Origin of the sequence: Streptomyces sindenensis (assembly GCF_014649035.1) — a bacterium.
Taxonomy (GTDB): Bacteria; Actinomycetota; Actinomycetes; order Streptomycetales; family Streptomycetaceae; genus Streptomyces; species Streptomyces sindenensis.
On sequence record NZ_BMSG01000021.1, the window covers coordinates 56,011 to 79,665 of the forward strand.

Below are 23,655 nucleotides of genomic sequence, written 5' to 3' on the forward strand. Positions count from 1 at the left end.
TGCGGAGTGAGCGCCGATCACCCTTTCGTGTGCTTTTCACCAAAGACCTCAAGGGGTGAGCGAGCCGCGCCGACAAAGGATGCGTGAGTACCCTTGCGCACACCATGATGACCGCCGCCCGCACCGCCGATTCCGGCCTGGCCGGCTCGGGCGAACTCGACCGCTATCCCTATCCGGAGGCGCCGGCCGGCGAGCGTGCCGCGACCCGGTCCTGGGGAGGCGCCGATTCCGAGCTGGGACGGGCGAGCCGACGGGGCTCGGCCAGCCGGGGGCGCGGTCTCCACGGCCAACTCGTCCAGCAGCTGGGTCAGATGATCGTCTCCGGTGACCTCGGCGCGGACCGCCCCCTCGTACCCGAGGAGATCGGTCAGCGTTTCGAGGTCTCCCGTACCGTCGTCCGGGAATCCCTGCGCGTCCTCGAAGCCAAGGGGCTGGTCAGTGCGCGTCCCAATGTGGGGACGCGGGTCCGCCCGGTCAGCGACTGGAACCTGCTCGATCCCGACATCATCGAATGGCGCGCCTTCGGTCCGCAGCGGGACGACCAGCGCCGTGAGCTGGCCGAGCTCCGCTGGACCATCGAGCCGCTCGCGGCCCGCCTCGCCGCCGGGCACGGTCGGGACGACATCCAGCAGCGGCTCGCCGACATGGTCGAGATCATGGGGCACGCGATGGGGCAGGGCGACACGATCACCTTCTCCCGCGCCGACGCCGAGTTCCACGCCCTGCTCATCCAGGCCGCGGGCAACCGCATGCTCGAACACCTTTCCGGCATCGTCTCGGCCGCCCTTCATGTCTCCGGTGGCCCCGTCACCGGCTGTGACCGTCCCGGCGAGGCGTCGCTCGCCCACCACGCCCGGATCGCCGATGCCCTGGCATCGGGTGACGCCGGGGCCGCCGAGACCGCCATGCGTCAACTGCTCGTCGTCCATCCCGACGTCGAACGAGTGGTTCCCGCGCCGCGCGAGCACTGACCGGGGCGGCGGTACCGCGGGCCCGGTGCCGCCGGACCGTACGGGTCCGGCGGCACAATGGAAGGGGATGCAGCCTTTGGTCCCGTATGCCGCAAATGGGGTGTGACTCGGGCCACGCGGATTGGCCGTAACACTCCTCGAAGCAGCGCGATGACCTAAGAGGTGAGCGCAGCGGAAGGAATACAGCAGCCCTGGGGCGCGCTGTTTCAGTTCTGAGGCCAAACCCGCGCCGTCGACGACATCCCCAGTCGGCGGTCGTCGGTTCCAGCCCCCTCCAGGGCAGGGCCGGAAGCCGTTTCCATCGTTCCGAGAGGTTGTTCGTGTCGGCCAGCACATCCCGTACGCTCCCGCCGGAGATCGCCGAGTCCGAATCTGTGATGGCGCTCATCGAGCGGGGAAAGGCTGATGGGCAGATCGCCGGCGATGACGTGCGTCGGGCCTTCGAGGCTGACCAGATTCCGCCAACCCAGTGGAAGAACGTTCTGCGCAGCCTCAACCAGATCCTCGAGGAAGAGGGTGTGACGCTGATGGTCAGTGCCGCGGAGTCGCCGAAGCGCGCCCGCAAGAGCGTCGCAGCGAAGAGCCCGGTCAAGCGCACCGCCACCAAGACTGTCGCGGCGAAGACCACCGTGACCAGGACCGTCGCGGCCACCGCCGCCCCGGCGGCCGAGAGCGCGGACGCGGTGGCCGACGACGCCGTCGCGGCCGCTCCGGCAAAGAAGGCGGCGGCCAAGAAGACCGCTGCCAAGAAGACAGCCGTGAAGAAGACGGCGGCCAAGAAGACCGCCGCGAAGAAGTCCGGCAAGCAGGACGACGAGCTCCTCGACGGCGACGAGCCGGTCGAGGAGGTCAAGGCCGGCAAGGGCGAGGAAGAGGAGGGCGAGGGCGAGAACAAGGGCTTCGTCCTCTCCGACGACGACGAGGACGACGCACCTGCGCAGCAGGTCGCCGTCGCCGGCGCCACCGCCGACCCGGTCAAGGACTACCTGAAGCAGATCGGCAAGGTCCCCCTCCTCAACGCGGAGCAGGAGGTCGAGCTCGCCAAGCGCATCGAGGCCGGTCTCTTCGCCGAGGACAAGCTGGCGAACGCCGACAAGCTCGCGCCGAAGCTCAAGCGCGAGCTGGAGATCATCGCCGAGGACGGCCGCCGGGCCAAGAACCACCTCCTGGAGGCCAACCTCCGTCTGGTGGTCTCCCTGGCCAAGCGCTACACCGGCCGCGGCATGCTCTTCCTGGACCTGATCCAGGAGGGCAACCTCGGTCTGATCCGCGCGGTCGAGAAGTTCGACTACACCAAGGGCTACAAGTTCTCCACGTACGCCACCTGGTGGATCCGTCAGGCGATCACCCGCGCGATGGCCGACCAGGCCCGCACCATCCGTATTCCGGTGCACATGGTCGAGGTCATCAACAAGCTCGCGCGTGTGCAGCGTCAGATGCTCCAGGACCTGGGCCGCGAGCCCACCCCGGAGGAGCTGGCCAAGGAGCTCGACATGACCCCGGAGAAGGTCATCGAGGTCCAGAAGTACGGCCGCGAGCCGATCTCGCTGCACACCCCGCTCGGCGAGGACGGCGACAGCGAGTTCGGTGACCTCATCGAGGACTCCGAGGCCGTCGTCCCGGCGGACGCGGTCAGCTTCACGCTCCTCCAGGAGCAGCTGCACTCCGTGCTCGACACGCTCTCCGAGCGTGAGGCCGGCGTGGTCTCGATGCGCTTCGGTCTCACCGACGGTCAGCCGAAGACGCTCGACGAGATCGGCAAGGTCTACGGCGTGACGCGTGAGCGCATCCGTCAGATCGAGTCGAAGACGATGTCGAAGCTCCGGCACCCGTCCCGCTCCCAGGTGCTCCGCGACTACCTGGACTAGAGCGCGGAAGGCGGCCGCCGAAGGGCGGAACGCCGAGTATTCACCGGCCGAGGGCCCGGAACCCCCCCAGGGGATCCGGGCCCTCCGGCGTGTCTCCGGGGCCTGACACGGACTGCCTGGATCACGCTGGGTGAAACGGTTTATCGCCTCAGTGTCAGGAGCCTCCATGCCCCGTCCCCTCGTCCGTGCCCTGACCGGGGCGCTCGCCCTGACCGCCGCCTCGGCCGTGCTGCCCCTCGCCGCCCCCTCCCCGGCGGCCGCGGAGAGCATCATCATCGGCGGGCGCCCCGCCCCCGTGGCGGACAGCCCCTGGGTCGTGGCGCTGTCGAGCCGGGACCGGTTCGGCGACACGCGCTCCGGGCAGTTCTGCGGCGGTGTGGCCGTGGCGCCCACGAAGATCCTGACGGCCGCCCACTGTCTGAGTGACGAGGCGCTCGGCGGACCGGCGAAGCGGGTGAAGGACCTGCTCGTCATCGCCGGCCGGGAGCGGCTGAGCGATTCCGGCGGCCGGGAGGTCCCGGTCCGGCGCATCTGGGTGAACCCGGCCTACGACCCGGTCTCCAACGCGGGCGACCTCGCGGTCCTGACCCTGTCCCGCGCCCTGCCGAGGGGCGCGACCATTCCGATGGCCAGGAGCGGGGACGCCGCCTACCGGGCCGGGACCGCCGCTGACGTCTACGGGTGGGGCGATACGACGGGCAGCGGCACGTACGCCTCCGTGCTTCGCTCCGCCCGGGTCCAGGTCCTGCCGGACGGCGACTGCGCGCGCGCCTACCCGGGCGGCCGGGAGGGTACGTACAAGGCCTCGGCGATGCTCTGTGCGGGTGAGCCCGCGGGGGGCCGGGACGCGTGCCAGGGCGACAGCGGCGGGCCGCTGGTGGCCCGTGGGCGGCTCATCGGCCTGGTGTCCTGGGGCAGCGGCTGCGGGCGGCCGGGCAGCCCCGGGGTGTACACCCGGGTCTCCGCCGCGCTGGACTGGGCCGCGGGCCGCATCTGAGCCGCGCCGTGCCGCCTCGGAGCCGTACGGCTTCGTGACCGGGGTCTCGGGGGCCGCAACCGCCTTCGAGGCGGCACGGGTGTACCGAGGCCCCGCAGGGCACGGGCCACCGGAGGCCACGTGCAGCTCCGGACGCCCCGGAGGCTCGTACAGCCCCAGAGGCCCCCGGAGGCCACACACAGCCCGGAGGTGCCAGAGGCCACGGGCAGCTCCAGAGGCCCCAGAGGCCACGTACAGCCCCGGAGGCCCCAGAGGCCACGTGCAGCCCCTCGGGCCTCCCCTGCGGCCCGCAACACCGGCAGCGCACCGAACGAGAACGGGCGGCTCCCCCAGTGGGGGAGCCGCCCGTCGGCCGGTCCTGGACCGGCCCCTGGCTCGTCGTGGATGCGAGGTGTCAGTGTTGGTCCTCGTCGGCAGCAGCCGTCTGTACGGCGGTCAGCCGATCCGTCTCATCCTGTATTTCCGCGGCGATCTTCTTGAGTTCCGGCTCGAACTTGCGCCCGTGGTGGGCGCAGAAGAGCAGTTCACCGCCGCTGATCAGGACGACGCGCAGATAGGCCTGGGCGCCGCAACGGTCACAGCGGTCTGCTGCGGTCAGCGGGCTCGCGGGGGTCAGAACAGTAGTCACGTCGCCTCTTCTCTAGCTCGACGAGCTGTCGTACCAGGGTCAACATCCAACCAGGCCGAAAACGTTCCCGCTCGTGGCTTTTCTTCGAAACTTCTTCTCGGTGTGGCTGTCTGTTGCCGGTTGGCGGCGAATGTGCCGTATGCGGAGCGCTACGGTTTCGCATTGCTTGTCTAGGGGGTGGGTCCCGCCGGCCGGCTTGCCGGTTTGTTCATGAGGACGTGCCCGGAGCCTAAATGGTTCATGCGTCGAAGGGAACGTGATGTGCACGTCACTCCAACGAATGATCGAACATCCATGCGAGCTCGGATAGAGCTCGACTAGCATGAGGATTCCCCGAGGGTGGCGTTACAACCGCTCTACCAGGCCTCTGTAGGCTCTCAGCGGCAACCGACGCCCAGCCCGATACCCACGGGGGCCCCAGATGAAATTCAGCGAGGAGCGAACCGCGTGACCGCCGAAACGTCCGTGCCGTCCACCGCGATGCTGGCCGCAGCAGGAGGCGACCGGGACAGCTCCAACTACACCGCGCGGCACCTCCTCGTCCTCGAAGGGCTGGAGGCGGTCCGCAAGCGTCCCGGCATGTACATCGGGTCCACCGACAGCCGTGGCCTGATGCACTGCCTCTGGGAGATCATCGACAACTCCGTCGACGAGGCCCTCGGCGGCTACTGCGACCAGATCGAGGTCATCCTCCACGACGACGCCTCCGTCGAGGTCCGGGACAACGGCCGGGGCATCCCGGTGGACGTCGAGCCCAAGACGGGCCTCTCCGGCGTCGAGGTCGTCATGACCAAGCTGCACGCCGGAGGCAAGTTCGGCGGCGGCTCCTACGCGGCCTCGGGCGGTCTCCACGGCGTCGGCGCCTCCGTGGTCAACGCCCTCTCCTCCCGCCTGGACGTCGAGGTCGACCGCAACAGCGCGACCCACTCCATCAGCTTCCGGCGCGGCGTCCCCGGCATGTTCACCGAACAGGGGCCGGACAGCCCGTTCGATCCGGCCAACGGCCTGCACAAGGGCAAGCGCGTCCCCAAGACCCGTACCGGTACCCGGGTGCGGTACTGGGCGGACCGGCAGATCTTCCTCAAGGACGCCAAGCTCAACCTGGAGACGCTCTACCAGCGGGCCCGCCAGACGGCCTTCCTCGTCCCCGGCCTCACGATCATCGTCCGCGACGAGCGGGGGCTCGACGGCGAGGGCAAGACGGAGGAGACGTTCCGCTTCGACGGCGGCATCAGCGAGTTCTGCGAGTACCTGGCCCAGGACAAGGCCGTCTGCGACGTCCAGCGCCTGAGCGGGACGGGCACCTTCAAGGAGACCGTCCCGGTCCTCGACGACCGCGGCCACATGACCGCCACCGAGGTCACCCGCGAACTCGGCGTCGACATCGCCCTGCGCTGGGGCACCGGCTACGACACGACCGTACGGTCGTTCGTGAACATCATCGCCACCCCCAAGGGCGGCACCCACGTCACCGGGTTCGAGCGCTCCCTGACCAAGACGGTGAACGAGGCGCTGCGCTCCGCCAAGATGCTGCGGGTCGCCGAGGACGACATCGTCAAGGACGACGCCCTCGAAGGGCTCACCGCCGTCGTCACCGTACGGCTCGCCGAGCCGCAGTTCGAGGGGCAGACCAAGGAGGTGCTCGGCACTTCGGCGGCCAACCGGATCGTCGCCAATGTCGTCGCCAAGGAGCTGAAGTCCTTCCTGACCTCGACGAAGCGGGATGCCAAGGCGCAGGCCCGGTCGGTGCTGGAGAAGGCCGTGGCCGCCGCCCGCACCCGGATCGCGGCCCGGCAGCACAAGGACGCCCAGCGCCGCAAGACCGCGCTGGAGTCCTCCTCGCTGCCCGCCAAGCTCGCCGACTGCCGCAGCGACGACGTCGACCGCAGCGAGCTGTTCATCGTCGAGGGGGACTCGGCGCTCGGCACCGCCAAGCTGGCCCGGAACAGCGAGTTCCAGGCGCTGCTGCCGATCCGGGGCAAGATCCTCAACGTCCAGAAGTCGTCCGTCTCCGACATGCTGAAGAACGCCGAGTGCGGCGCGATCATCCAGGTCATAGGAGCCGGGTCCGGGCGGACCTTCGACATCGACGCCGCGCGCTACGGGAAGATCGTTCTGCTGGTGGACGCCGACGTCGACGGCGCCCACATCCGCTGCCTGCTGCTGACCCTCTTCCAGCGCTACATGCGCCCGATGGTCGAGGCGGGCCGGGTCTTCGCCGCGGTGCCGCCGCTGCACCGGATCGAGCTGGTCCAGCCCAAGAAGGGCCAGGACAAGTACGTCTACACCTACTCCGACAGCGAACTGCGCCAGACCCTCCTGGAGTTCCAGCGCAAGAACATCCGGATCAAGGAGTCGATCCAGCGCTACAAGGGCCTCGGTGAGATGGACGCCGACCAGCTGGCCGAGACGACGATGGACCCGCGCCACCGCACGCTGCGGCGCATCAACATCGGCGACCTGGAATCCTCCGAGCAGGTCTTCGACCTGCTGATGGGCAACGAGGTCGCGCCCCGCAAGGAGTTCATCACGAGCTCCGCGGCCACCCTGGACCGCTCGCGCATCGACGCCTGATCCCCGGATCCCGTCGCACGGCCCCCGCCCCGGTTCCGCCGGAGCGGGGGCCGCGTGCGTTTCCCGGGGGTCCCACCGGGGAAACGCGCAGCAGTCCCGGATATCTGTCACCTGAAGGGGTGAAGTCGGGCGAATGACGCGCCCGGGACCCCACCGAACCGCCCAAGGTTGACCGTGCGGCCGAAAAGGTCCGCGAATCAGGGGAGTTGTTCGGTGGAGAAGGAAGCAGGGCCTCAGACCGCGGGAGTGCGGCTCGACGACCCGTGGGACGACGTACCGGCGCCCGGCCGGGGCGACCAGGACGGTACGGGAGGCGCCGCGGCCCTCGACGCGTCCGGTGCGGCGGAGCCGGACCCCCGGCCCAGCGCGGCCGACATCTATCTGGAAGTGCACCGCAGCGACGCGTTCCGCGAGGTGCGCCGCCGCTACCGCCGCTTCGTGGCCCCCGCCGCCCTCGCCTTCCTGCTCTGGTATCTCGCCTACGTGGTCGCCGCGACCACCGCCCCCGCCCTGATGGCCCGCCCGGTCGCCGGAGCGGTCAACGTCGCGATGGTGGCGGGGCTCGGCCAGTTCCTCACCACGTTCCTGCTCACCTGGGCGTACGCACGGCACGCGCGGCTGCGCAGGGACCGGGCGGCGCTCGATCTGCGCTGGGACACCCAGGAGATGACGAGAGGGCTCGGACGGTGAAAGGAGACCACCAGACCCTCGCCCTGCTGCTGTTCAGCGCGTTCATCGCGGTGACGCTCTTCATCACCACCTGGGTCGGCCGCAACCGGCAGGGCTCCGCCGAGGAGTTCTACGCCGGCGGACGCCTCTTCACGCCCATGGAGAACGGATTCGCCATCGCCGGCGACTACATGTCTGCGGCCTCCTTCCTCGGCATCTCCGGGCTGATCGCCCTCTTCGGCTACGACGGCATGCTCTACTCCGTCGGCTTCCTCGTCGCCTGGCTGGTCGTTCTGCTGCTCGTCGCCGAACTCGTCCGCAACTGCGGCCGGTTCACGCTGGCCGACGTGGTCGCCGCACGGATGGCGGAGCGCCCGGTGCGTACCGCCGTCGGCACCTCGTCCGTCACCGTCTCCGTGCTGTATCTGGTCGCCCAGATGGTCGGCGCGGGCAGCCTGGTGGCCCTCCTGCTCGGCGGCACGAGCGACGCGGCCCGGTCCTGGACCGTGGTCGGGGTCGGCGCGCTGATGGTGATCTACGTGTCCTTCGGCGGCATGCGCGCCACCACCTGGATCCAGATCGTCAAGGCCGTCCTGCTGATGGCCGGAGCCCTCGCGCTGACCGTGCTCGTCCTGGTCCACTTCCACGGGAACATCAACAGCCTGCTCAACACGGCGGCCGAACGCAGCGGGCACGGCAAGGACTTCCTCGCCCCCGGACTGCGGTACGGCGGGGACTGGACCTCGCGCTTCGACTTCATCAGCCTGGGCGTGGCCCTGGTCCTCGGTACGGCGGGGCTGCCGCACATCCTGTCGCGCTTCTACACCGTGCCCACCGCCCGCGCCGCGCGCCGCTCCGTCGTCTGGTCCATCGGCCTGATCGGCAGCTTCTACCTGATGACGATCGTGCTCGGGTTCGGCGCCGCCGCACTCGTCGGCTCCGCCGAGGTCCGCGCGTCGAACGCCGCGGGCAACACCGCGATCCCCCTGCTGGCGCTCGATCTCGGCGGCGGCGGGGGCTCCACCGGTGGAACGATTCTCTTCGCCGTGGTCGCCGCCATCGCCTTCGCCACCATCCTGGCCGTCGTCGCGGGCATCACGCTCGCCTCGTCCGCCTCGGTCGCCCACGACCTCTACGCCTCGCTCCGCCGCCCCGGACGCAAGAAGCGCAGCGAGGTCGCCGTGGCGCGCATCGCCGCCGCCGGGATCGGCGCGGTCGCGATCGGTCTCGGGCTGCTCGCCCAGGACCTCAACGTCGCCTTCCTGGTGGGCCTCGCCTTCGCCGTGGCCGCCTCCGCGAACCTCCCGGTCCTGCTCTACTCGCTGTTCTGGCGCAACTTCACCACCCGGGGCGCGGTCTGGTCGGTGTACGGCGGTCTGGTCCCGGCGGTCGTCCTGGTGCTGGTCTCGCCCGTCGTCTCGGGCAGCCCGACGTCCCTGCTCCCCGGCGTCGACTTCCAGCTCTTCCCGCTGGAGAACCCGGGCCTGGTCTCGATCCCGCTCGGCTTCCTGGCCGGCTGGATCGGTACGGTCACCTCGCCCGAGCCGCCCGACGAGGCCAGGCACGCCGAGGCCGAGGTGCGGGCGCTGACGGGGGCCGGGGCGGCGTAGGGCGTGGCGGGGCCCCGGGCGGCTCAGCCCGCGGCCCAGGCGTACCGGTGTTCCGGCCGGCCCGTCTCGCCGTACCGCAGGGTCAACCGGACCTTGCCGGTGCGCTCGAGCAGCTTCAGATAGCGCTGGGCGGTCTGCCGGCTCATCCCCGCGCTGTCGGCGATCTCCTGCGCGGAGAGCGGACCGTCGGCACCGCGCAGGGCCCGCCGGACGAGGTCGGCGGTGGTGGGGGAGTGGCCCTTGGGGAGGGCCGGCTCGCCCGCCGCCCACAGCGCGCCGAACAGCCGGTCCACCTCCGCCTGCTCGGCCTCCCCGCCTCCGTCGAGCGTCCGCCGCAGCGCCGCGTACGCCTCCAGCTTCGTGCGCAGACCCGCGTACGTGAACGGCTTCACCAGGTACTGGAGCGCGCCGTGCCGCATCGCGTCCTGCACGGTCGCGACATCCCGGGCGGCCGTCACCATCACCACGTCGACCTGTCGGCCGAGGCGGCGCAGCTCCCGTACGACGGCGAGGCCGTTGCGGTCGGGCAGATAGTGGTCCAGCAGGATCAGGTCGACCGGGACCTCCTCGACGGCCGTCAGCGCCTCGGCCGCCGAGTGAGCCTGCGCGGCCACCCGGAAGCCGGGGACCTTGGCGACGTACGCCGCGTTGATCTGCGCCACCCGCACGTCGTCGTCGACGATCAGGACCTCGATCACCGCTGCTCTCCCGTCGCCGGACGCGAGGGGTGGCGCGGACCGTCCAGGGAACCCGCGGCGGGCTCCGCCAGCGCCTCCGGCAGCACGACCGTGAACACCGCGCCGCCGCCGTCCGCCCCGGACACCGTCACACTGCCTCCCTGACGCTCCGCGAGCCTGCGTACGAGGGCGAGACCGAGGCCGCGCTTGCCGTGCGCGGGGACGTCCTTGGTGGACCAGCCCTCGGTGAAGATCGACGCGTGCTGGTCCTGCGGGACGCCGGGGCCGCTGTCGCACACGTTCAGGACCACCGTACGGCCCTCGGTCCGCAGGCCGACCTCGATCCGCGCCCCGTCCGATCCGGCCGCCGCGTCCGTGGCGTTGTCGACGAGGTTGCCCACCACCGTCACCAGGCCCCGGGGATCGACCACCCGGTCCGGCAGCAGCGTGCCCGGAGCCAGCCGCAACGAGACACCGCGCTCGGCGGCGACCGTCGTCTTGCCGACGAGGAGGGCGGCCAGCAGCGGATCCTGGACCTTCTCCGTGACCTGCTCGGCCGTCGCCCGGTGCACGCCGACCACCTCGGTGACGAACTCCATCGCGTCCTCGTGCATCTCCAGCTCCAGCAGCCCCAGCAGGGTGTGCAGCCGGTTCGCGTGCTCGTGGTCCTGGGCGCGCAGGGCGTCGATCAGCCCCGTGGTGGAGTCGAGTTCGCGGCCCAGGTGCTCCAGCTCGGTCCGGTCGCGCAGGGTCACCACGGCTCCGCCGTCGTCCGTGGGCATCCGGTTGGCCAGCAGCACCCGGCTGCCCCGTACCGCCAGCAGATCGTCGCCGACCACCCGCCCCGCCAGCACGTCCGTGGTCCTCCCGTCGCCCAGCACCTCTTCCAGCGGGCGGCCCGCCGCCTCCGGGCCCAGCCCCAGCAGCCGCTGCGCCTCGTCGTTCAGCAGCCGGACGCGGCCCGCCCCGTCGAGGGCCACGACCCCTTCGCGGATGCCGTGCAGCATGGCCTCGCGTTCGGTCAGCAGCGCGGAGATATCGGAGAAGGCCAGGTCATGGGTCTGCCGCTGCAAGCGCCGGGAGATCAGATACGCGGCGAGCGCCCCGACGGCCAGGGCCCCGCCCGCGTACGCCAACAGCCCCGGGATCGCCGCGAGGAGCCGGGCGCGGACGCTGTCGTACGCGATACCCACCGACACCGCGCCGATCACCTCGCCGGACGGGCCGAACAACGGCACCTTGCCCCGGGCCGAGCGGCCGAGGGTGCCGCTGTCGATCTCCATCACCTCACGCCCGCGCAGCGCCTGCCCGGGGTCGGTGGAGACGACCGCGCCGATCCGGTGGGTGTCGGGATGCGACCAGCGCACCCCGCGCTGGTTCATGACGACGACGTACTTCGCGCCGGTCGCCCGCCTGACCCGCTCGGCGGCCGACTGGACCGGGCCCCCGTCCGACGGGTCCGTGCTGCTCAGATTCTCCACGATGTCCGGGTCGGCGGCGGTGGACTGGGCGATGGCCAGGGCGCGGCGCATCGCCTGGTCGTCCAGCTGCTCGCTGAGCGGGGCCAGGAAGAGGCCGGTGACCAGGATCGTCACACCGGTGATGATGGCCAGCTGCATCAGCAGGACCTGGGAGAAGACCCGCTGGGGCCAGCCGAACCGGCGCGGTCCCCGGCCGGGGGTCGGTGGGGCGTTCATCGTAGAGACGGTAAGGGCCGGGCGGCCGGGGCGGAAATCTTGTCGCGCGGAGCCCTGGAACACAGGCGTCCGCTCCGTGTACCTCTCACCTCCCTCATGCCTCCCTCTTGCTTACGGCCGCCGCGTCTGTGAGCGTTTCAGCGCTGCCCCCGCGAGTGTTCCGAGGGAGTTCACCATCAACGCAATCTGCTTGCGTTTCTTGCGCTAATCTTGCGTTCATGACGCGACGACTTGCTCAAGTGGCCCAGAAAGTGGGAGTCAGCGAGGCGACGGTCAGCCGGGTGCTGAACGGCAAGCCGGGCGTCTCCGACGCCACCCGGCAGGCCGTCCTCTCCGCGCTGGACGTCCTCGGCTACGAACGCCCGACCCAGCTGCGCGGCGAGCGCGCGCGGCTGGTCGGGCTCGTCCTGCCCGAGCTCCAGAACCCGATCTTCCCGGCCTTCGCCGAAGTGGTCGGCGGCGCGCTCGCCCAGCAGGGGCTGACCCCGGTGCTCTGCACCCAGACCAAGGGCGGCGTCTCCGAGGCCGACTACGTCGAGCTGCTCCTCCAGCAGCAGGTCTCCGGCGTGGTCTTCGCGGGTGGCCTCTACCACCAGGCGGATGCCCCGCACGACCACTACAAGGTGCTCGCCGACCGCAAGATCCCCGTCGTTCTGATCAACGCGGCCATCGAGCACCTCGGCTTCCCCGGCGTCTCCTGCGACGACTCCGTCGCCGTCGAGCAGGCCTGGCGTCACCTCGTCTCGCTCGGCCACGAGCGCATCGGACTCGTGCTCGGGCCGTCCGACCACGTGCCCTCGCAGCGCAAGCTCGCCGCCGCCCGGGTGCTCGCCGAGGAGACCGGTACGAGCATCCCCGACGAGTGGGTGGCCCGGGCCATGTTCTCGCTGGAGGGCGGGCAGGCCGCCGCGACGCGGCTGCTGGAGCGGGGCGTCACGGGCATCATCTGCGCCAGCGACCCGCTCGCGCTGGGCGCCGTGCGTGCCGTTCGCCGCCGGGGGCTCTCGGTGCCCGGCGACGTGTCCGTCGTCGGCTACGACGACTCGGCCTTCATGAACTGCACCGAGCCGCCCCTGACCACCGTCCGCCAGCCCATCGAGGCCATGGGGCGCGCGGCCGTGGAGCTGCTCTCGGTGCAGATCGGCGGGCGGGCCGTGCCCTCGGACGAGCTGCTCTTCGAGCCCGAGCTGGTGGTGCGCGGATCCACCGCGCAGCCGCCGCGCGAGAATTCCCTGTGATCCGTAGCTAATTTGCGCTCCCGAGGGCCCTTGGTCCGGACCTGCGGCCCGGGGCCCTGGTCAGGGGAGCGGCTGGGGCGGCCGGGGGCCGGTGTACTGCCCGCTCGGCCGGATGCGGAGCGGGCGCTCCCCGTACTCCTCCAGCGCGTGGGCGATCCAGCCCGCCGTGCGGGACACCGCGAACACGGTCTCGCCCGCGTCCGCCGCCATGCCCTGGGAGACCGACAGGACCGCCAGCGCCAGGTCGATGTTGGCGTGCAGCGGAGTGTGCCGCGCCGTCGTGGCCACCACCTCACGGGCCGCCGCCAGCGCCCCGGCCGCCTGCGGCACCTCCGCCAGCAGGTCGAACAGGACGGCCGCCCGGGGGTCCTCGCCCCGGTACAGCCGGTGGCCCAGGCCCGGCACCCGCCGCCCGGTCCGCAGATGGTCGGCGACCACGGGGACCGCGCTGCCCCGGTCCAGCGCTTCCCGGAGCAGCCGGTGCGCCAGGCCGCTCGCCGCACCGTGCAGCGGCCCCTCCAGCACGCCGAGGCCCGCCGAGACCACGGCGTACGGATGGGCCCGCGCGGAGGCGGCGACCCGGGCGGCCAGGGTGGAGGCCGCCAGGTCGTGGTCGATCAGCAGCGCCAGGGCCGCGTCCAGCACGGCGAGGGACGGTGCGTCGGCCGGCTCCGCCGTGAGCCGTGACCACAGGTCCGCCGCCAGCCGACCCCCTTCGGCCGCCGGACCGCCCAGCACCGGCAACGCGCCGACCAGCGTCGGGATGAGGCCGCGCGCACTGTTCAGCACCGCCTCCGGCGCCAGGTCGAACCGCAGCGGATCGGTGGCCGCGGCAGCCGTCACCGCCACCCGCAGCCGGTCCGTCGACCCGCTGTGCGCGGGCAGCGCCTCGACCGCCCTGCGGGCCGCCGCGAGGGTCCCGGCGGGTGCGGCGAAGCGGGCGCCCGGCCGCGGCTCACCCGTCCACAGCCACTCGGCGACCTCCTCGTAGCCGTAGTGCCGGGCCAGTTCCGTCGCGTCGACCCCGCGGAAGTAGCAGCGGTCGTCCTCGATGAGCGTGATGCCCGTCCGGAAGGCCAGGTCGCCACTGGCCGGGGACGGGTCCCGGCGCCCCGAACGCCGCGCCAGCGCCCGGACCTCCTCGGCGTCGAACGTGCTGCCCCGGCCCCCGGCGGCCCGCACGCTGCTCAGCTGGCCCCGGCTGACGTAGGCGTACACCGTCTCCGGCTTCACGCCCAGCAGCTCGGCCGCCTGCCGGGTGGTGAGCCGGGGTGCGTCGTGCCGCTCGTGCCCTGGTTGATCCGTCATGGAAACCACCGTATCCACTCCGCTCATGCATTGATTCAATCAACATTGACAGATCTTCCGTCAAGCATGGACAGTCGAATCAATGTTGCATGCACGAAGGAGAGAGAGCAGCCATGACCAGCACACCTGTCGCCCCCGCCGCCCCCCGTGGCCTCGCCGGTGTCGTCGTCACCGACACCGCCCTCGGTGACGTCCGTGGCCGCGAAGGCTTCTACCACTACCGCCAGTACTCGGCGATCGAGCTGGCGCGGACCCGCGGCTTCGAGGACGTGTGGTACCTGATGTTCCACGGGGAGCTGCCCGACCGGACCGCGGCCGCCGACTTCGCGGCCCGTACGGCGAGCCTGCGCACGCTCCCCGCCGATGTGACCGAGGCCCTGCCCGCCATCGCCCGCGCGAGCGCCGTCTCGGGCCCCCTCGCCGGGCTCCGCACCGCGCTCTCCCTGCTCGGCGCCTCGGCCGGCTTCCGCCCGGTGTACGACATCGGCGCCGGGCGCCGACGCGAGGACGCGCTCGCCGTCAGCGCGGCCGTGCCCACGATCCTGACCGCCCTCCACCGCCTCGGCCAGGGGCTGGAGCCGGTCGCACCCCGCGCGGACCTGCCGCACGCCGCGAACTACCTGTACATGCTGACCGGTTCGGAGCCCCGGCCCGAGCAGGTACGGGCGATCGAGCAGTACCTCGTCTCGACCGTCGACCACGGCTTCAACGCCTCCACCTTCACCGCCCGCGTCGTCGCCTCCACCGGAGCCGACCTGGCAGCCTGCCTGGTGGCGGCGGTCGGCGCGCTCTCCGGGCCGCTGCACGGCGGAGCGCCCAGCCGGGCCCTGGACACCCTGGACGCCATCGGCACCCCCGACCGGATCGACGGCTGGATCCGCGAACAGGTCCTCTCCGGCCGCCGCATCATGGGCTTCGGCCACCCCGTCTACCGCACCGAGGACCCGCGCTCCCGGATGCTCAAGTCGATCGCCCAGGGCTTCGGCGGCCCGCTCGTCGACTTCGCCGTGGAGGTGGAGGCCCAGGTCGAGGCGATCCTCGCCGAACTCAAGCCGGGCCGGGAGCTGCACACCAACGTGGAGTTCTACGCCGGGGTGGTCATGGAGCTGTGCGGGCTGCCCCGCGCGATGTTCACCCCCACCTTCTGCGCGGCGCGGGTGATCGGCTGGAGCGCCAATATCCTGGAGCAGGCGGAGGACTCGAAGATCATCCGCCCGGCGGCCCGCTACGTCGGCGCACCCCCGCCGCAGCCGGTCCCGGCACCCTGACGACGCCCCCAGGAAGGTTCCCGTTGACTCCGCCCCGTACCCCGCAGATCCCGGTCGTCGTCCTGGCGGGCTTTCTCGGCTCCGGCAAGACCACGCTCCTGAACCATCTGCTCCGCAACCGGGCGGGCACCCGGATCGGCGTGATCGTCAACGACTTCGGGGCCATCGAGATCGACGCCATGACCGTCTCGGGCCAGGTCGGCTCCACGGTCTCGCTCGGCAACGGCTGCCTGTGCTGCGCCGTGGACGCGAGCGAACTCGACACCTTCCTGGAGACGCTGACCCGGCCGTCCGCGCGGCTGGACGTGATCGTCATCGAGGCGAGCGGACTGGCCGAACCCCAGGAACTCGTCCGCATGCTGCTGGCCAGCGACAACCCGCACATCCTGTACGGGGGCCTGGTCGAGGTCGTCGACGCGGCCGAGTTCGACGCCACCCGGCAGCGGCACCCCGAGCTGGACCGCCATCTGGCCGTCGCCGACCTCGTCGTCCTGAACAAGACCGACCGGGTGGAGGAGGCCGAACGCGAGCGGCTGCGGGCGACGGTCTCGGAGCTGAGCGGCCCCGCCGCCGTGATCTCCGCAGAGCACGGCAGGATCGATCCCGAGCTGCTCTTCGACCCCGCGCTGCGGCCCGACGGCGCGGAGACGGCGGGTCAGCTGAGCTTCGAGGACCTGCTGCACCAGGAGGAGTGCGACGAACACGAGGAGTGCGAGGGGCACGGACACGCCGACCACCTCCACGCGGCGTACAAGAGCGTCGACTTCACCGCCGACGTGCCGATGGACCCGCGCCGCTTCATGGCGTTCCTCGACTCCCGGCCCGAAGGGCTCTACCGGATCAAGGGGTTCGTCGACTTCGGCGCGGGGGACCGGGACAACACCTACGCGCTGCACGCGGTCGGCCGGTTCCTGCGCTTCGTCCCCCGGCCGTGGGCGCGCGGCGAACAGCGCCTCACCCAGCTCGTCATGATCGGCGCGGGCATCGACGCCGACGCGCTGACGGCCGGACTCGCCGCCTGCCGGGCGGAGCCGGAGACGCGGCCCGACGCCTCCGACACCGAGCGCGCCATGTGGGGCGTGCTCCGCTACGTACCGGAGCCCGCCCGCGAGGGGGACGCGGAGGCCGGGGCGGAGGCCGGGATGCAGGAAGCAGCCGCGGAGGCGTAAAGCCTCGCGGCCGCTCCTGACGGTGAGACTGCGTCAGTACAGCGGCGGGCCCGCGATCACGGCCACCTTCTCCAGCAGCGGCGTGCCCGAACCGTCCCGCCTCGGGTCCGGAGCCGGCAGCTTCGCCGGGGTGCCGTTCTTCTGGGCGGCGCGGGCCGGGACGGGACCCGCCCAGGCGAAGACCAGGACGTCCTCGCCCTTCAGGAACCGCTGGCAGCGCACGCCGCCGGTCGCCCGGCCCTTGCGCGGATACTGGTCGAACGGGGTGAGCTTGGACGTCAGCACCGAGTCGTCCAGCGTGCCGTGCGAACCGGCCACCGTGAACACGACCGCATCGGCCGCCGGGTCCACCGCCGTGAAGGACAGCACCTCGGCCCCGGCCGCAAGCTTGACGCCCGCCATGCCTCCGGCGGGCCGTCCCTGCGGGCGTACCGAAGCCGCCGGATAGCGGAGCAACTGGGCGTCGGAGGTGATGAACACCAGATCCTCCTCGCCCGTCCGCAGCTCGGTCGCGCCCACGATGCGGTCACCGTCCTTGAGGGTGATGACCTCCAGCTCGTCCTTGTTGGCCGGATAGTCCGGCACGACGCGCTTCACCACGCCCTGGAGCGTGCCGAGCGCGAGACCCGGCGAGTCCTCCGCCAGCGTCGTGAGGCAGATCAGCTCCTCGTTAGCCTCCAGCGTGAGGAACTCGGAGATCTGCGCCCCGCCCGAGAGGTTCGGCTCCGCGTGCGTGTCCGGCAGCTGCGGCAGGTCGATCACGGACAGCCGCAGCAGCCGGCCGGCCGACGTGACCGCCCCGACGTCGCCCCGGGCCGTCGCCGCCACCGCCGACACGATCACGTCGTGCTTGGTCCGCCGCGCGTCCTCGGAGATCTCGACGGGCTCCGCGTTCGCCGTGCGGGCCAGCAGGCCCGTCGAGGAGAGCAGCACCCGGCACGGGTCGTCCGCCACCTCCAGCGGTACGGACGCGATCTGCGAACCGGCCGACTCCAGCAGCACGGTGCGCCGGTCCGTGCCGAACTTCTTCGCCACGGCCGCCAGCTCCGAGGAGACCAGCTTGCGCAGCTCCGCGTCCGACTCCAGGATCGCGGTCAGCGCGTCGATCTCGCCGTTCAGCTTGTCGCGCTCGCTCTCCAGCTCGATCCGGTCGAAGCGGGTGAGCCGGCGCAGCGGGGTGTCCAGGATGTACTGCGTCTGGATCTCGCTCAGCGAGAAGCGCTCCATCAGGCGCTCCTTCGCCTGCGCGGAGTTGTCGCTGTCCCGGATGATCCGGATGACCTCGTCGATGTCGAGGAGGGCGACGATCAGACCCTCGACCAGGTGCAGCCGGTCGCGCCGCTTCGTACGGCGGAACTCGCTGCGCCGGCGCACGACCTCGAAGCGGTGGTCGAGATAGACCTCCAGCAGCTCCTTGAGGCCCAGGGTGAGCGGCTGGCCGTCGACCAGCGCCACGTTGTTGATGCCGAAGGACTCCTCCATCGGCGTCAGTTTGTAGAGCTGCTCCAGCACCGCCTCCGGCACGAAGCCGTTCTTCACCTCGATGACCAGGCGCAGGCCGTGCGCCCGGTCGGTGAGGTCCTTGACATCGGCGATGCCCTGGAGCTTCTTCGCCGAGACCAGGTCCTTGATCTTGGCGATCACCTTCTCCGGGCCGACGGTGAAGGGCAGTTCGGTGACGACGAGGCCCTTGCGGCGGGCGGTCACGTTCTCCACGGAGACGGTGGCGCGGATCTTGAACGAGCCACGGCCCGCCGTGTAGGCGTCCTTGATGCCGGAGAGCCCGACGATGCGGCCGCCGGTGGGCAGGTCGGGGCCCGGCACGAAGCGCATCAGCGTCTCGACGTCGGCGCCCGGGTGCTTGATCAGGTGCCGCGCGGCGGCGATGACCTCGCCCAGATTGTGCGGGGGCATGTTGGTGGCCATGCCCACGGCGATCCCGGAGACCCCGTTGACCAGGAGGTTGGGGTAGGCGGCGGGGAGGACGACCGGCTCGCGCTCCTGGCCGTCGTAGTTCGACTGGAAGTCGACGGTGTCCTCGTCGATCGCCTCGGTCATCAACGACGTGGCGTCGGCCATCCGGCACTCGGTGTACCGCATGGCGGCCGGCGGGTCGTCGTTGCCGAGGGAGCCGAAGTTGCCGTGGCCGTCGACCAGGGGGAGACGCATCGAGAACGGCTGCGCCATGCGCACCAGGGCGTCGTAGATCGAGGCGTCGCCGTGCGGGTGCAGCTTGCCCATGACCTCGCCGACGACGCGGGCGCACTTCACATAGCCGCGGTCGGGGCGCAGTCCCATCTCGTTCATCTGGGACACGATGCGGCGGTGCACCGGCTTCATGCCGTCGCGGGCGTCGGGCAGGGCCCTGGAGTAGATCACCGAGTACGCGTACTCGAGGAAGGAGCCCTGCATTTCGTCGACGACGTCGATGTCGAGGATCTTCTCCTCGAAGTCGTCCGGAGGCGGGGTCTTCGTGCTACGGCGGGCCATCGCGGCTGCGACTCCTTCACGGATTCTGTTCGGGCGACCTGAGTTTGTTCGGGACAACACGAGCTGCTGACGCGGTCCATTGTGGACCGCCCCACTGACAACGCCGACCTCGACCCGTCCGAAGGCCTCTTCGGAGGACGGAAGGAAGCCGCCCGGGCGGTACCCCTTCGACGGTGTTCGCGACACCATCGACGGAAACATCCGCCGAACGGGAACTTCGCCAGGTGCCGGTGCGCTTGCTTAGAGTGGCAGGTCTGGCAGGGAGTACCGGTCAGGAAGTCCAGTATCGCGATCGAAGGGACGTACATGCCCATGGGTCACACGGCCACCGCACAGGCCGGCTCCGGCGGCTTGACAGCAACCGAGCACCGCCTGGCCAACGGCCTGCGTGTGGTGCTCTCCGAGGACCATCTGACCCCGGTCGCCGCGGTCTGCCTCTGGTACGACGTCGGCTCGCGCCACGAGGTCAAGGGACGCACCGGCCTGGCTCACCTCTTCGAGCACCTGATGTTCCAGGGCTCGGGCCAGGTCAAGGGGAACGGCCACTTCGAGCACGTCCAGGGGGCCGGCGGCTCGCTCAACGGAACGACCAGCTTCGAGCGGACCAACTATTTCGAGACCATGCCCGCCCACCAGGTGGAGCTCGCGCTGTGGCTCGAAGCCGACCGGATGGGCTCCCTCCTCGTCGCGCTCGACGAGGAGTCCATGGAGAACCAGCGCGACGTCGTCAAGAACGAGCGCCGCCAGCGTTACGACAACGTGCCCTACGGCACCGCGTTCGAGAAGCTGACCGCCCTCTCCTACCCCGAGGGCCACCCCTACCACCACACCCCGATCGGCTCCATGGCCGACCTGGACGCGGCAACGCTGGAGGACGCCCGCGCGTTCTTCCGCACGTACTACGCGCCCAACAACGCGGTGCTCTCGGTGGTCGGCGACATCGACCCCGAGCAGACCCTCGCCTGGATCGAGAAGTACTTCGGCTCCATCCCCTCCCACGACGGCAAGCAGCCGCCGCGCGACGGGACGCTGCCCGAGATCATCGGCGAGCAGCTGCGCGAGGTGGTCCACGAGGAGGTTCCGGCGCGCGCCCTGATGGCCGCCTACCGCCTCCCGCACGACGGCACCCGCGCCTGCGACGCCGCGGACCTGGCGCTGACCGTGCTGGGCGGCGGCGAGTCCTCCCGGCTGCACAACCGCCTGGTCCGCCGCGACCGTACGGCCGTGGCGGCGGGCTTCGGCCTGCTGCGGCTGGCCGGGGCGCCCTCGCTGGGCTGGCTGGACGTGAAGACCTCCGGCGGTGTCGAGGTGGAGACGATCGAGGCCGCCGTCGACGAGGAGCTGGCCCGGTTCGCCGCCGAGGGGCCCACCCCGGAGGAAATGGAGCGGGCCCAGGCGCAGTTGGAGCGCGAGTGGCTCGACCGGCTCGGCACGGTCGCCGGCCGCGCCGACGAACTGTGCCGTTACGCCGTCCTGTTCGGTGACCCGCAGCTCGCCCTGACCGCGGTGAGCCGTGTCCTGGACGTCACCGCCGAGGAGGTGCGCGCGGCGGCCGAGGCGGCCCTGCGCCCCGACAACCGGGCGGTGCTCGTCTACGAGCCCATCGAGCCGGCCGGTGAGGCCGCCGAGGGCGAAGAGGGCGGGGACGGCACCGAGGGGACCGACGCGCACGAGGGGGCGGCCAAGTGAGCGACGCCGCCGTGACTGGAGTAGCCATGGAGTTCCACCCGCAGCCCACGCCCGGCACGGCCCGCCCCTGGGCCTTCCCGGCGCCCGAACGCGGCGCCCTGCCCAACGGGCTGACCGTGCTGCGCTGCCACCGCCCCGGCCAGCAGGTCGTCGCCGTGGAGATCTTCCTGGACGCGCCGCTCGAGGCCGAGCCCGAGGGCTTGGACGGTGTGGCCACGATCATGTCGCGGGCGCTCTCCGAGGGCACCGACAAGCACAGCGCCGAGGAGTTCGCCGCCGAGCTGGAGCGGTGCGGCGCCACGCTCGACGCGCACGCCGACCACCCCGGTGTCCGGGTCTCCCTGGAGGTCCCGGCCTCCCGGCTGGCCAAGGCGCTCGGACTGGTCGCCGAGGCGCTGCGGGCCCCCGCCTTCGCCGAGAGCGAGATCGAGCGCCTGGTGGGCAACCGCCTCGACGAGATCCCGCACGAGCACGCCAACCCGTCCCGGCGCGCCGCCAAGCAGCTCTCCAAGGAGCTGTTCCCGGCCACCGCCCGGATGTCCCGTCCCCGCCTGGGCACCGAGGAGACGGTCCGGCGGATCGACGCGGCCGCCGTGCGCGCCTTCTTCGACGCCCACATCCGCCCGTCCACCGCGACCGCCGTGATCGTCGGCGATCTGACCGGCATCGACCTGGACGCGCTGCTGGCGGAGACCCTCGGCGACTGGTCGGGCAACGCCGCCCAGGCCCGTCCGGTGCCGCCCATCACCGCGGACGACACCGGCCGCGTGGTGATCGTGGACCGCCCCGGCGCGGTCCAGACCCAGCTGCTGATCGGCCGCATCGGCGCCGACCGGCACGAGCGGGTGTGGCCCGCCCAGGTGCTCGGCACGTACTGCCTGGGCGGCACCCTCACCTCCCGGCTGGACCGGGTGCTGCGCGAGGAGAAGGGCTACACCTACGGCGTGCGCGCCTTCGCCCAGGTGCTGCGCTCCTCCGGCCCCGACTCGGGCGGCGCGGCGATGCTCGCGATCAGCGGCTCGGTGGACACCGAGTCCACCGGCCCGGCCCTGGACGACCTCTGGAAGGTCCTGCGGACGCTGGCCGCCGAGGGGCTGACCGACGCCGAGCGCGAGACGGCCGTGCAGAACCTGGTGGGCGTCGCCCCGCTGAAGTTCGAGACCGCCGCCTCCGTCGCGAGCACGCTGGCCGACCAGGTCGAGCAGCACCTCCCCGACGACTACCAGGCCCACCTCTACGCCCGGCTCGCCGAGACGGGCACCGTGGAGGCGACCGCCGCCGTGGTCAACGCCTTCCCGGCCGACCGGCTGGTCACGGTCCTCGTCGGGGACGCCGCCCGGATCGCGGAGCCGGTGAAGGCCCTCGGCATCGGAGAGGTGACCGTCGTCACCGGCTGACACCACCACGGCGCACGGCCGCCCGCTGTGCGGCCACTGCCGTGAACAGGACCCCGACGGAAGGGATTTCGTCGGGGTCCTTGCCTTTTGCCTCATTAGTCCGCTTCACCCCTATTTGGGGGAGTGGTTGCCTTTCTGCCCTGTGGGATACGCGACAAATCCCCTTGTCCGTTTGGTGATGGGAAGTCGCCCCGCCTAGCGTCGGCCCGGCTGTCCGCCACCCGTATGCCGCAGCCGCGGCGCCGGGCAGTCATCGCCGAGTCCCCGTCAGGCGCGAGCCTGGGGAGCCGGGGACCCACGCAGTCCCTGGGGTGAATCGGAGGCCCGTGCCGTGAACCCGGCGCGGGGATCCGTAGGAGACCTTCCTGCTCCGAACCCGTCAGCTAACCCGGTAGGCGAGAAGGAAGGAAAGGAACCAGCTCCTCCATGGCGTTCACCCGTGCCACCGGGAAGCACCGTGCCCCGAGCCGCCTCACGCGCCGGAGCGCCCAGGCCGCCGGCATCGCGGCCCTGGCCACCACCGGAGTCCTCGGCTCGCTGTCCTCCCCGGCCCTCGCCGCGGACTCCGAGGCCGCCAAGGTCGCCGACACCGGCCTCACCCAGGCCCTCTCCCTCGACACCACTCTCGCCGAGCAGATCGACGCCCAGGCCCACGCCCAGCAGCGGCAGGCCGACGCGGTCGCGAAGGCGAAGGCCAAGGCCGCCGCCGAGGCCCGCGAGAAGGCCGCCAAGGCCAAGGCGAAGGCCGAGGCCGAGCGCAAGGCCGAGGCCCGCGCCAAGGAGATCCGCGAGGAGAAGGCCCGTGCCGCCCGCGCCGCCGAGCGCGCCCGGCTCAATGCCTTCCACCTCCCGGTCGCCGGCTCCCACGTCACCACCGGCTACAACGCCGGCGGCTCGCTCTGGTCCTCCGGCAGCCACTCCGGCGTGGACTTCCGGGCCGCCTCCGGCAGTTCCGTCGTCGCGGTCGGCGCCGGCACGGTCGTCGAGGCCGGCTGGGGCGGCGCGTACGGCAACAACATCGTGCTCCGGATGGCCGACGGCACCTACACCCAGTACGGCCACCTCTCCTCGATCGGCGTCTCCGTCGGCCAGAGCGTCTCCTCCGGCCAGCAGATCGGCCTCTCCGGCTCCACGGGCAACTCCACCGGCCCGCACCTGCACTTCGAGGCCCGCACCACCCCCGACTACGGCTCCGACATGGACCCCGTCGCCTACCTGCGCTCCCACGGTCTGAACGTCTGACCCCACCCCGCGCGCCCCACCGCCCGAAGGCCCCGGCACCCGCCGGGGCCTTCGGCAATTCCCGGCAGAAGATATCCCTGGATTCCGGCCCGCCATCGGAAATTCCGACGGATTGTCATAGAGTCACGGAACAGACGTCGGGCGGCCGCGTTTCGCGGGGATC

General features: G+C 71.5%; 17 protein-coding genes and 1 riboswitch. Of the genes, 12 read left to right on the top strand and 5 right to left on the bottom strand.

The annotated features are described in order from the left end of the window. The first annotated feature begins 83 nt into the window (after positions 1–83). From IE145_RS22055 to IE145_RS22065, 3 genes are all read left to right on the top strand, one after another. Positions 84–971 carry a FadR/GntR family transcriptional regulator gene (locus tag IE145_RS22055; RefSeq protein WP_189527185.1) on the top strand — a complete coding sequence of 296 codons (888 nt, stop codon included), beginning with the start codon at positions 84–86 and terminating at the stop codon, positions 969–971. Between the two features lie 320 nt (positions 972–1,291). Beyond that, positions 1,292–2,839 carry an RNA polymerase sigma factor gene (locus tag IE145_RS22060; RefSeq protein WP_030581194.1) on the top strand — a complete coding sequence of 516 codons (1,548 nt, stop codon included), beginning with the start codon at positions 1,292–1,294 and terminating at the stop codon, positions 2,837–2,839. A 166-nt stretch (positions 2,840–3,005) separates the two neighbouring features. Beyond that, positions 3,006–3,836 (top strand): S1 family peptidase, encoded by an 831-nt coding sequence (locus IE145_RS22065; RefSeq protein WP_189527186.1) that lies wholly within the window; start codon positions 3,006–3,008, stop codon positions 3,834–3,836. Between the two features lie 394 nt (positions 3,837–4,230). Here IE145_RS22065 and IE145_RS22070 read toward each other — a convergent pair whose 3' ends face one another. Then, positions 4,231–4,464, bottom strand: a complete 234-nt coding sequence (locus tag IE145_RS22070; RefSeq protein WP_006128079.1) for a DUF7455 domain-containing protein — start codon at positions 4,462–4,464, stop codon at positions 4,231–4,233. Positions 4,465–4,911: 447 nt separating this feature from the next. Here IE145_RS22070 and IE145_RS22075 point away from each other — a divergent pair, with 447 nt between their 5' ends. From IE145_RS22075 to IE145_RS22085, 3 genes are all read left to right on the top strand, one after another. Continuing rightward, a complete protein-coding gene (locus tag IE145_RS22075; protein ID WP_189527187.1) occupies positions 4,912–7,038 on the top strand; it encodes a DNA gyrase/topoisomerase IV subunit B in 2,127 nt (708 codons plus the stop codon). 246 nt (positions 7,039–7,284) lie between these two features. Next, positions 7,285–7,728 carry a DUF485 domain-containing protein gene (locus IE145_RS22080; protein WP_030716054.1) on the top strand — a complete coding sequence of 148 codons (444 nt, stop codon included), beginning with the start codon at positions 7,285–7,287 and terminating at the stop codon, positions 7,726–7,728. After that, complete coding sequence (locus tag IE145_RS22085) at positions 7,725–9,317, top strand: monocarboxylic acid transporter (RefSeq protein ID WP_189527188.1); 1,593 nt, start codon at positions 7,725–7,727, stop codon at positions 9,315–9,317. Before IE145_RS22080 ends, IE145_RS22085 begins: the two co-directional genes overlap by 4 nt. A 23-nt stretch (positions 9,318–9,340) precedes the next feature. Here the strand turns inward: IE145_RS22085 and IE145_RS22090 are convergent, their stop codons facing one another. Together IE145_RS22090 and IE145_RS22095 are read right to left on the bottom strand one after the other, a co-directional pair. After that, a complete protein-coding gene (locus tag IE145_RS22090; RefSeq protein ID WP_189527189.1) occupies positions 9,341–10,015 on the bottom strand; it encodes a response regulator in 675 nt (224 codons plus the stop codon). Further along, the gene (locus tag IE145_RS22095; RefSeq protein ID WP_189527190.1) at positions 10,012–11,691 is read right to left on the bottom strand and encodes an ATP-binding protein; all 1,680 of its coding nucleotides are present in this window, start codon (positions 11,689–11,691) and stop codon (positions 10,012–10,014) included. The genes IE145_RS22090 and IE145_RS22095 overlap by 4 nt, the downstream gene beginning before the upstream one ends. A 218-nt stretch (positions 11,692–11,909) precedes the next feature. On the opposite strand from IE145_RS22095, the gene IE145_RS22100 reads away from it, so the two are divergent. Then, on the top strand, positions 11,910–12,929 hold the full coding sequence (locus IE145_RS22100) for a LacI family DNA-binding transcriptional regulator (RefSeq protein ID WP_010063435.1): 1,020 nt from the start codon (positions 11,910–11,912) through the stop codon (positions 12,927–12,929). 60 nt (positions 12,930–12,989) lie between these two features. Here the strand turns inward: IE145_RS22100 and IE145_RS22105 are convergent, their stop codons facing one another. Then, the gene (locus tag IE145_RS22105; RefSeq protein ID WP_189527191.1) at positions 12,990–14,237 is read right to left on the bottom strand and encodes a citrate synthase; all 1,248 of its coding nucleotides are present in this window, start codon (positions 14,235–14,237) and stop codon (positions 12,990–12,992) included. Between the two features lie 113 nt (positions 14,238–14,350). Here IE145_RS22105 and IE145_RS22110 point away from each other — a divergent pair, with 113 nt between their 5' ends. After that, entirely contained in the window at positions 14,351–15,505 is a 1,155-nt protein-coding gene (locus IE145_RS22110; protein WP_189527192.1) for a citrate synthase/methylcitrate synthase, read from the top strand. A 23-nt stretch (positions 15,506–15,528) separates the two neighbouring features. Then, positions 15,529–16,674, top strand: a complete 1,146-nt coding sequence (locus IE145_RS22115; RefSeq protein ID WP_189527193.1) for a CobW family GTP-binding protein — start codon at positions 15,529–15,531, stop codon at positions 16,672–16,674. A gap of 33 nt (positions 16,675–16,707) precedes the next feature. Here IE145_RS22115 and IE145_RS22120 read toward each other — a convergent pair whose 3' ends face one another. Then, positions 16,708–19,164 (bottom strand): DNA gyrase/topoisomerase IV subunit A, encoded by a 2,457-nt coding sequence (locus tag IE145_RS22120; RefSeq protein ID WP_189527194.1) that lies wholly within the window; start codon positions 19,162–19,164, stop codon positions 16,708–16,710. 312 nt (positions 19,165–19,476) lie between these two features. On the opposite strand from IE145_RS22120, the gene IE145_RS22125 reads away from it, so the two are divergent. The 3 genes from IE145_RS22125 (at position 19,477) to IE145_RS22135 (ending at position 23,492) form a co-directional block, all read left to right on the top strand. Beyond that, complete coding sequence (locus IE145_RS22125) at positions 19,477–20,853, top strand: M16 family metallopeptidase (protein WP_189527226.1); 1,377 nt, start codon at positions 19,477–19,479, stop codon at positions 20,851–20,853. 26 nt (positions 20,854–20,879) lie between these two features. Next, a complete protein-coding gene (locus IE145_RS22130) occupies positions 20,880–22,250 on the top strand; it encodes a M16 family metallopeptidase (protein WP_189527195.1) in 1,371 nt (456 codons plus the stop codon). Positions 22,251–22,494: 244 nt separating this feature from the next. Beyond that, a riboswitch (cyclic di-AMP (ydaO/yuaA leader) is annotated at positions 22,495–22,662 on the top strand. Between the two features lie 14 nt (positions 22,663–22,676). After that, complete coding sequence (locus IE145_RS22135; RefSeq protein ID WP_189527196.1) at positions 22,677–23,492, top strand: M23 family metallopeptidase; 816 nt, start codon at positions 22,677–22,679, stop codon at positions 23,490–23,492. Positions 23,493–23,655 lie beyond the last annotated feature (163 nt).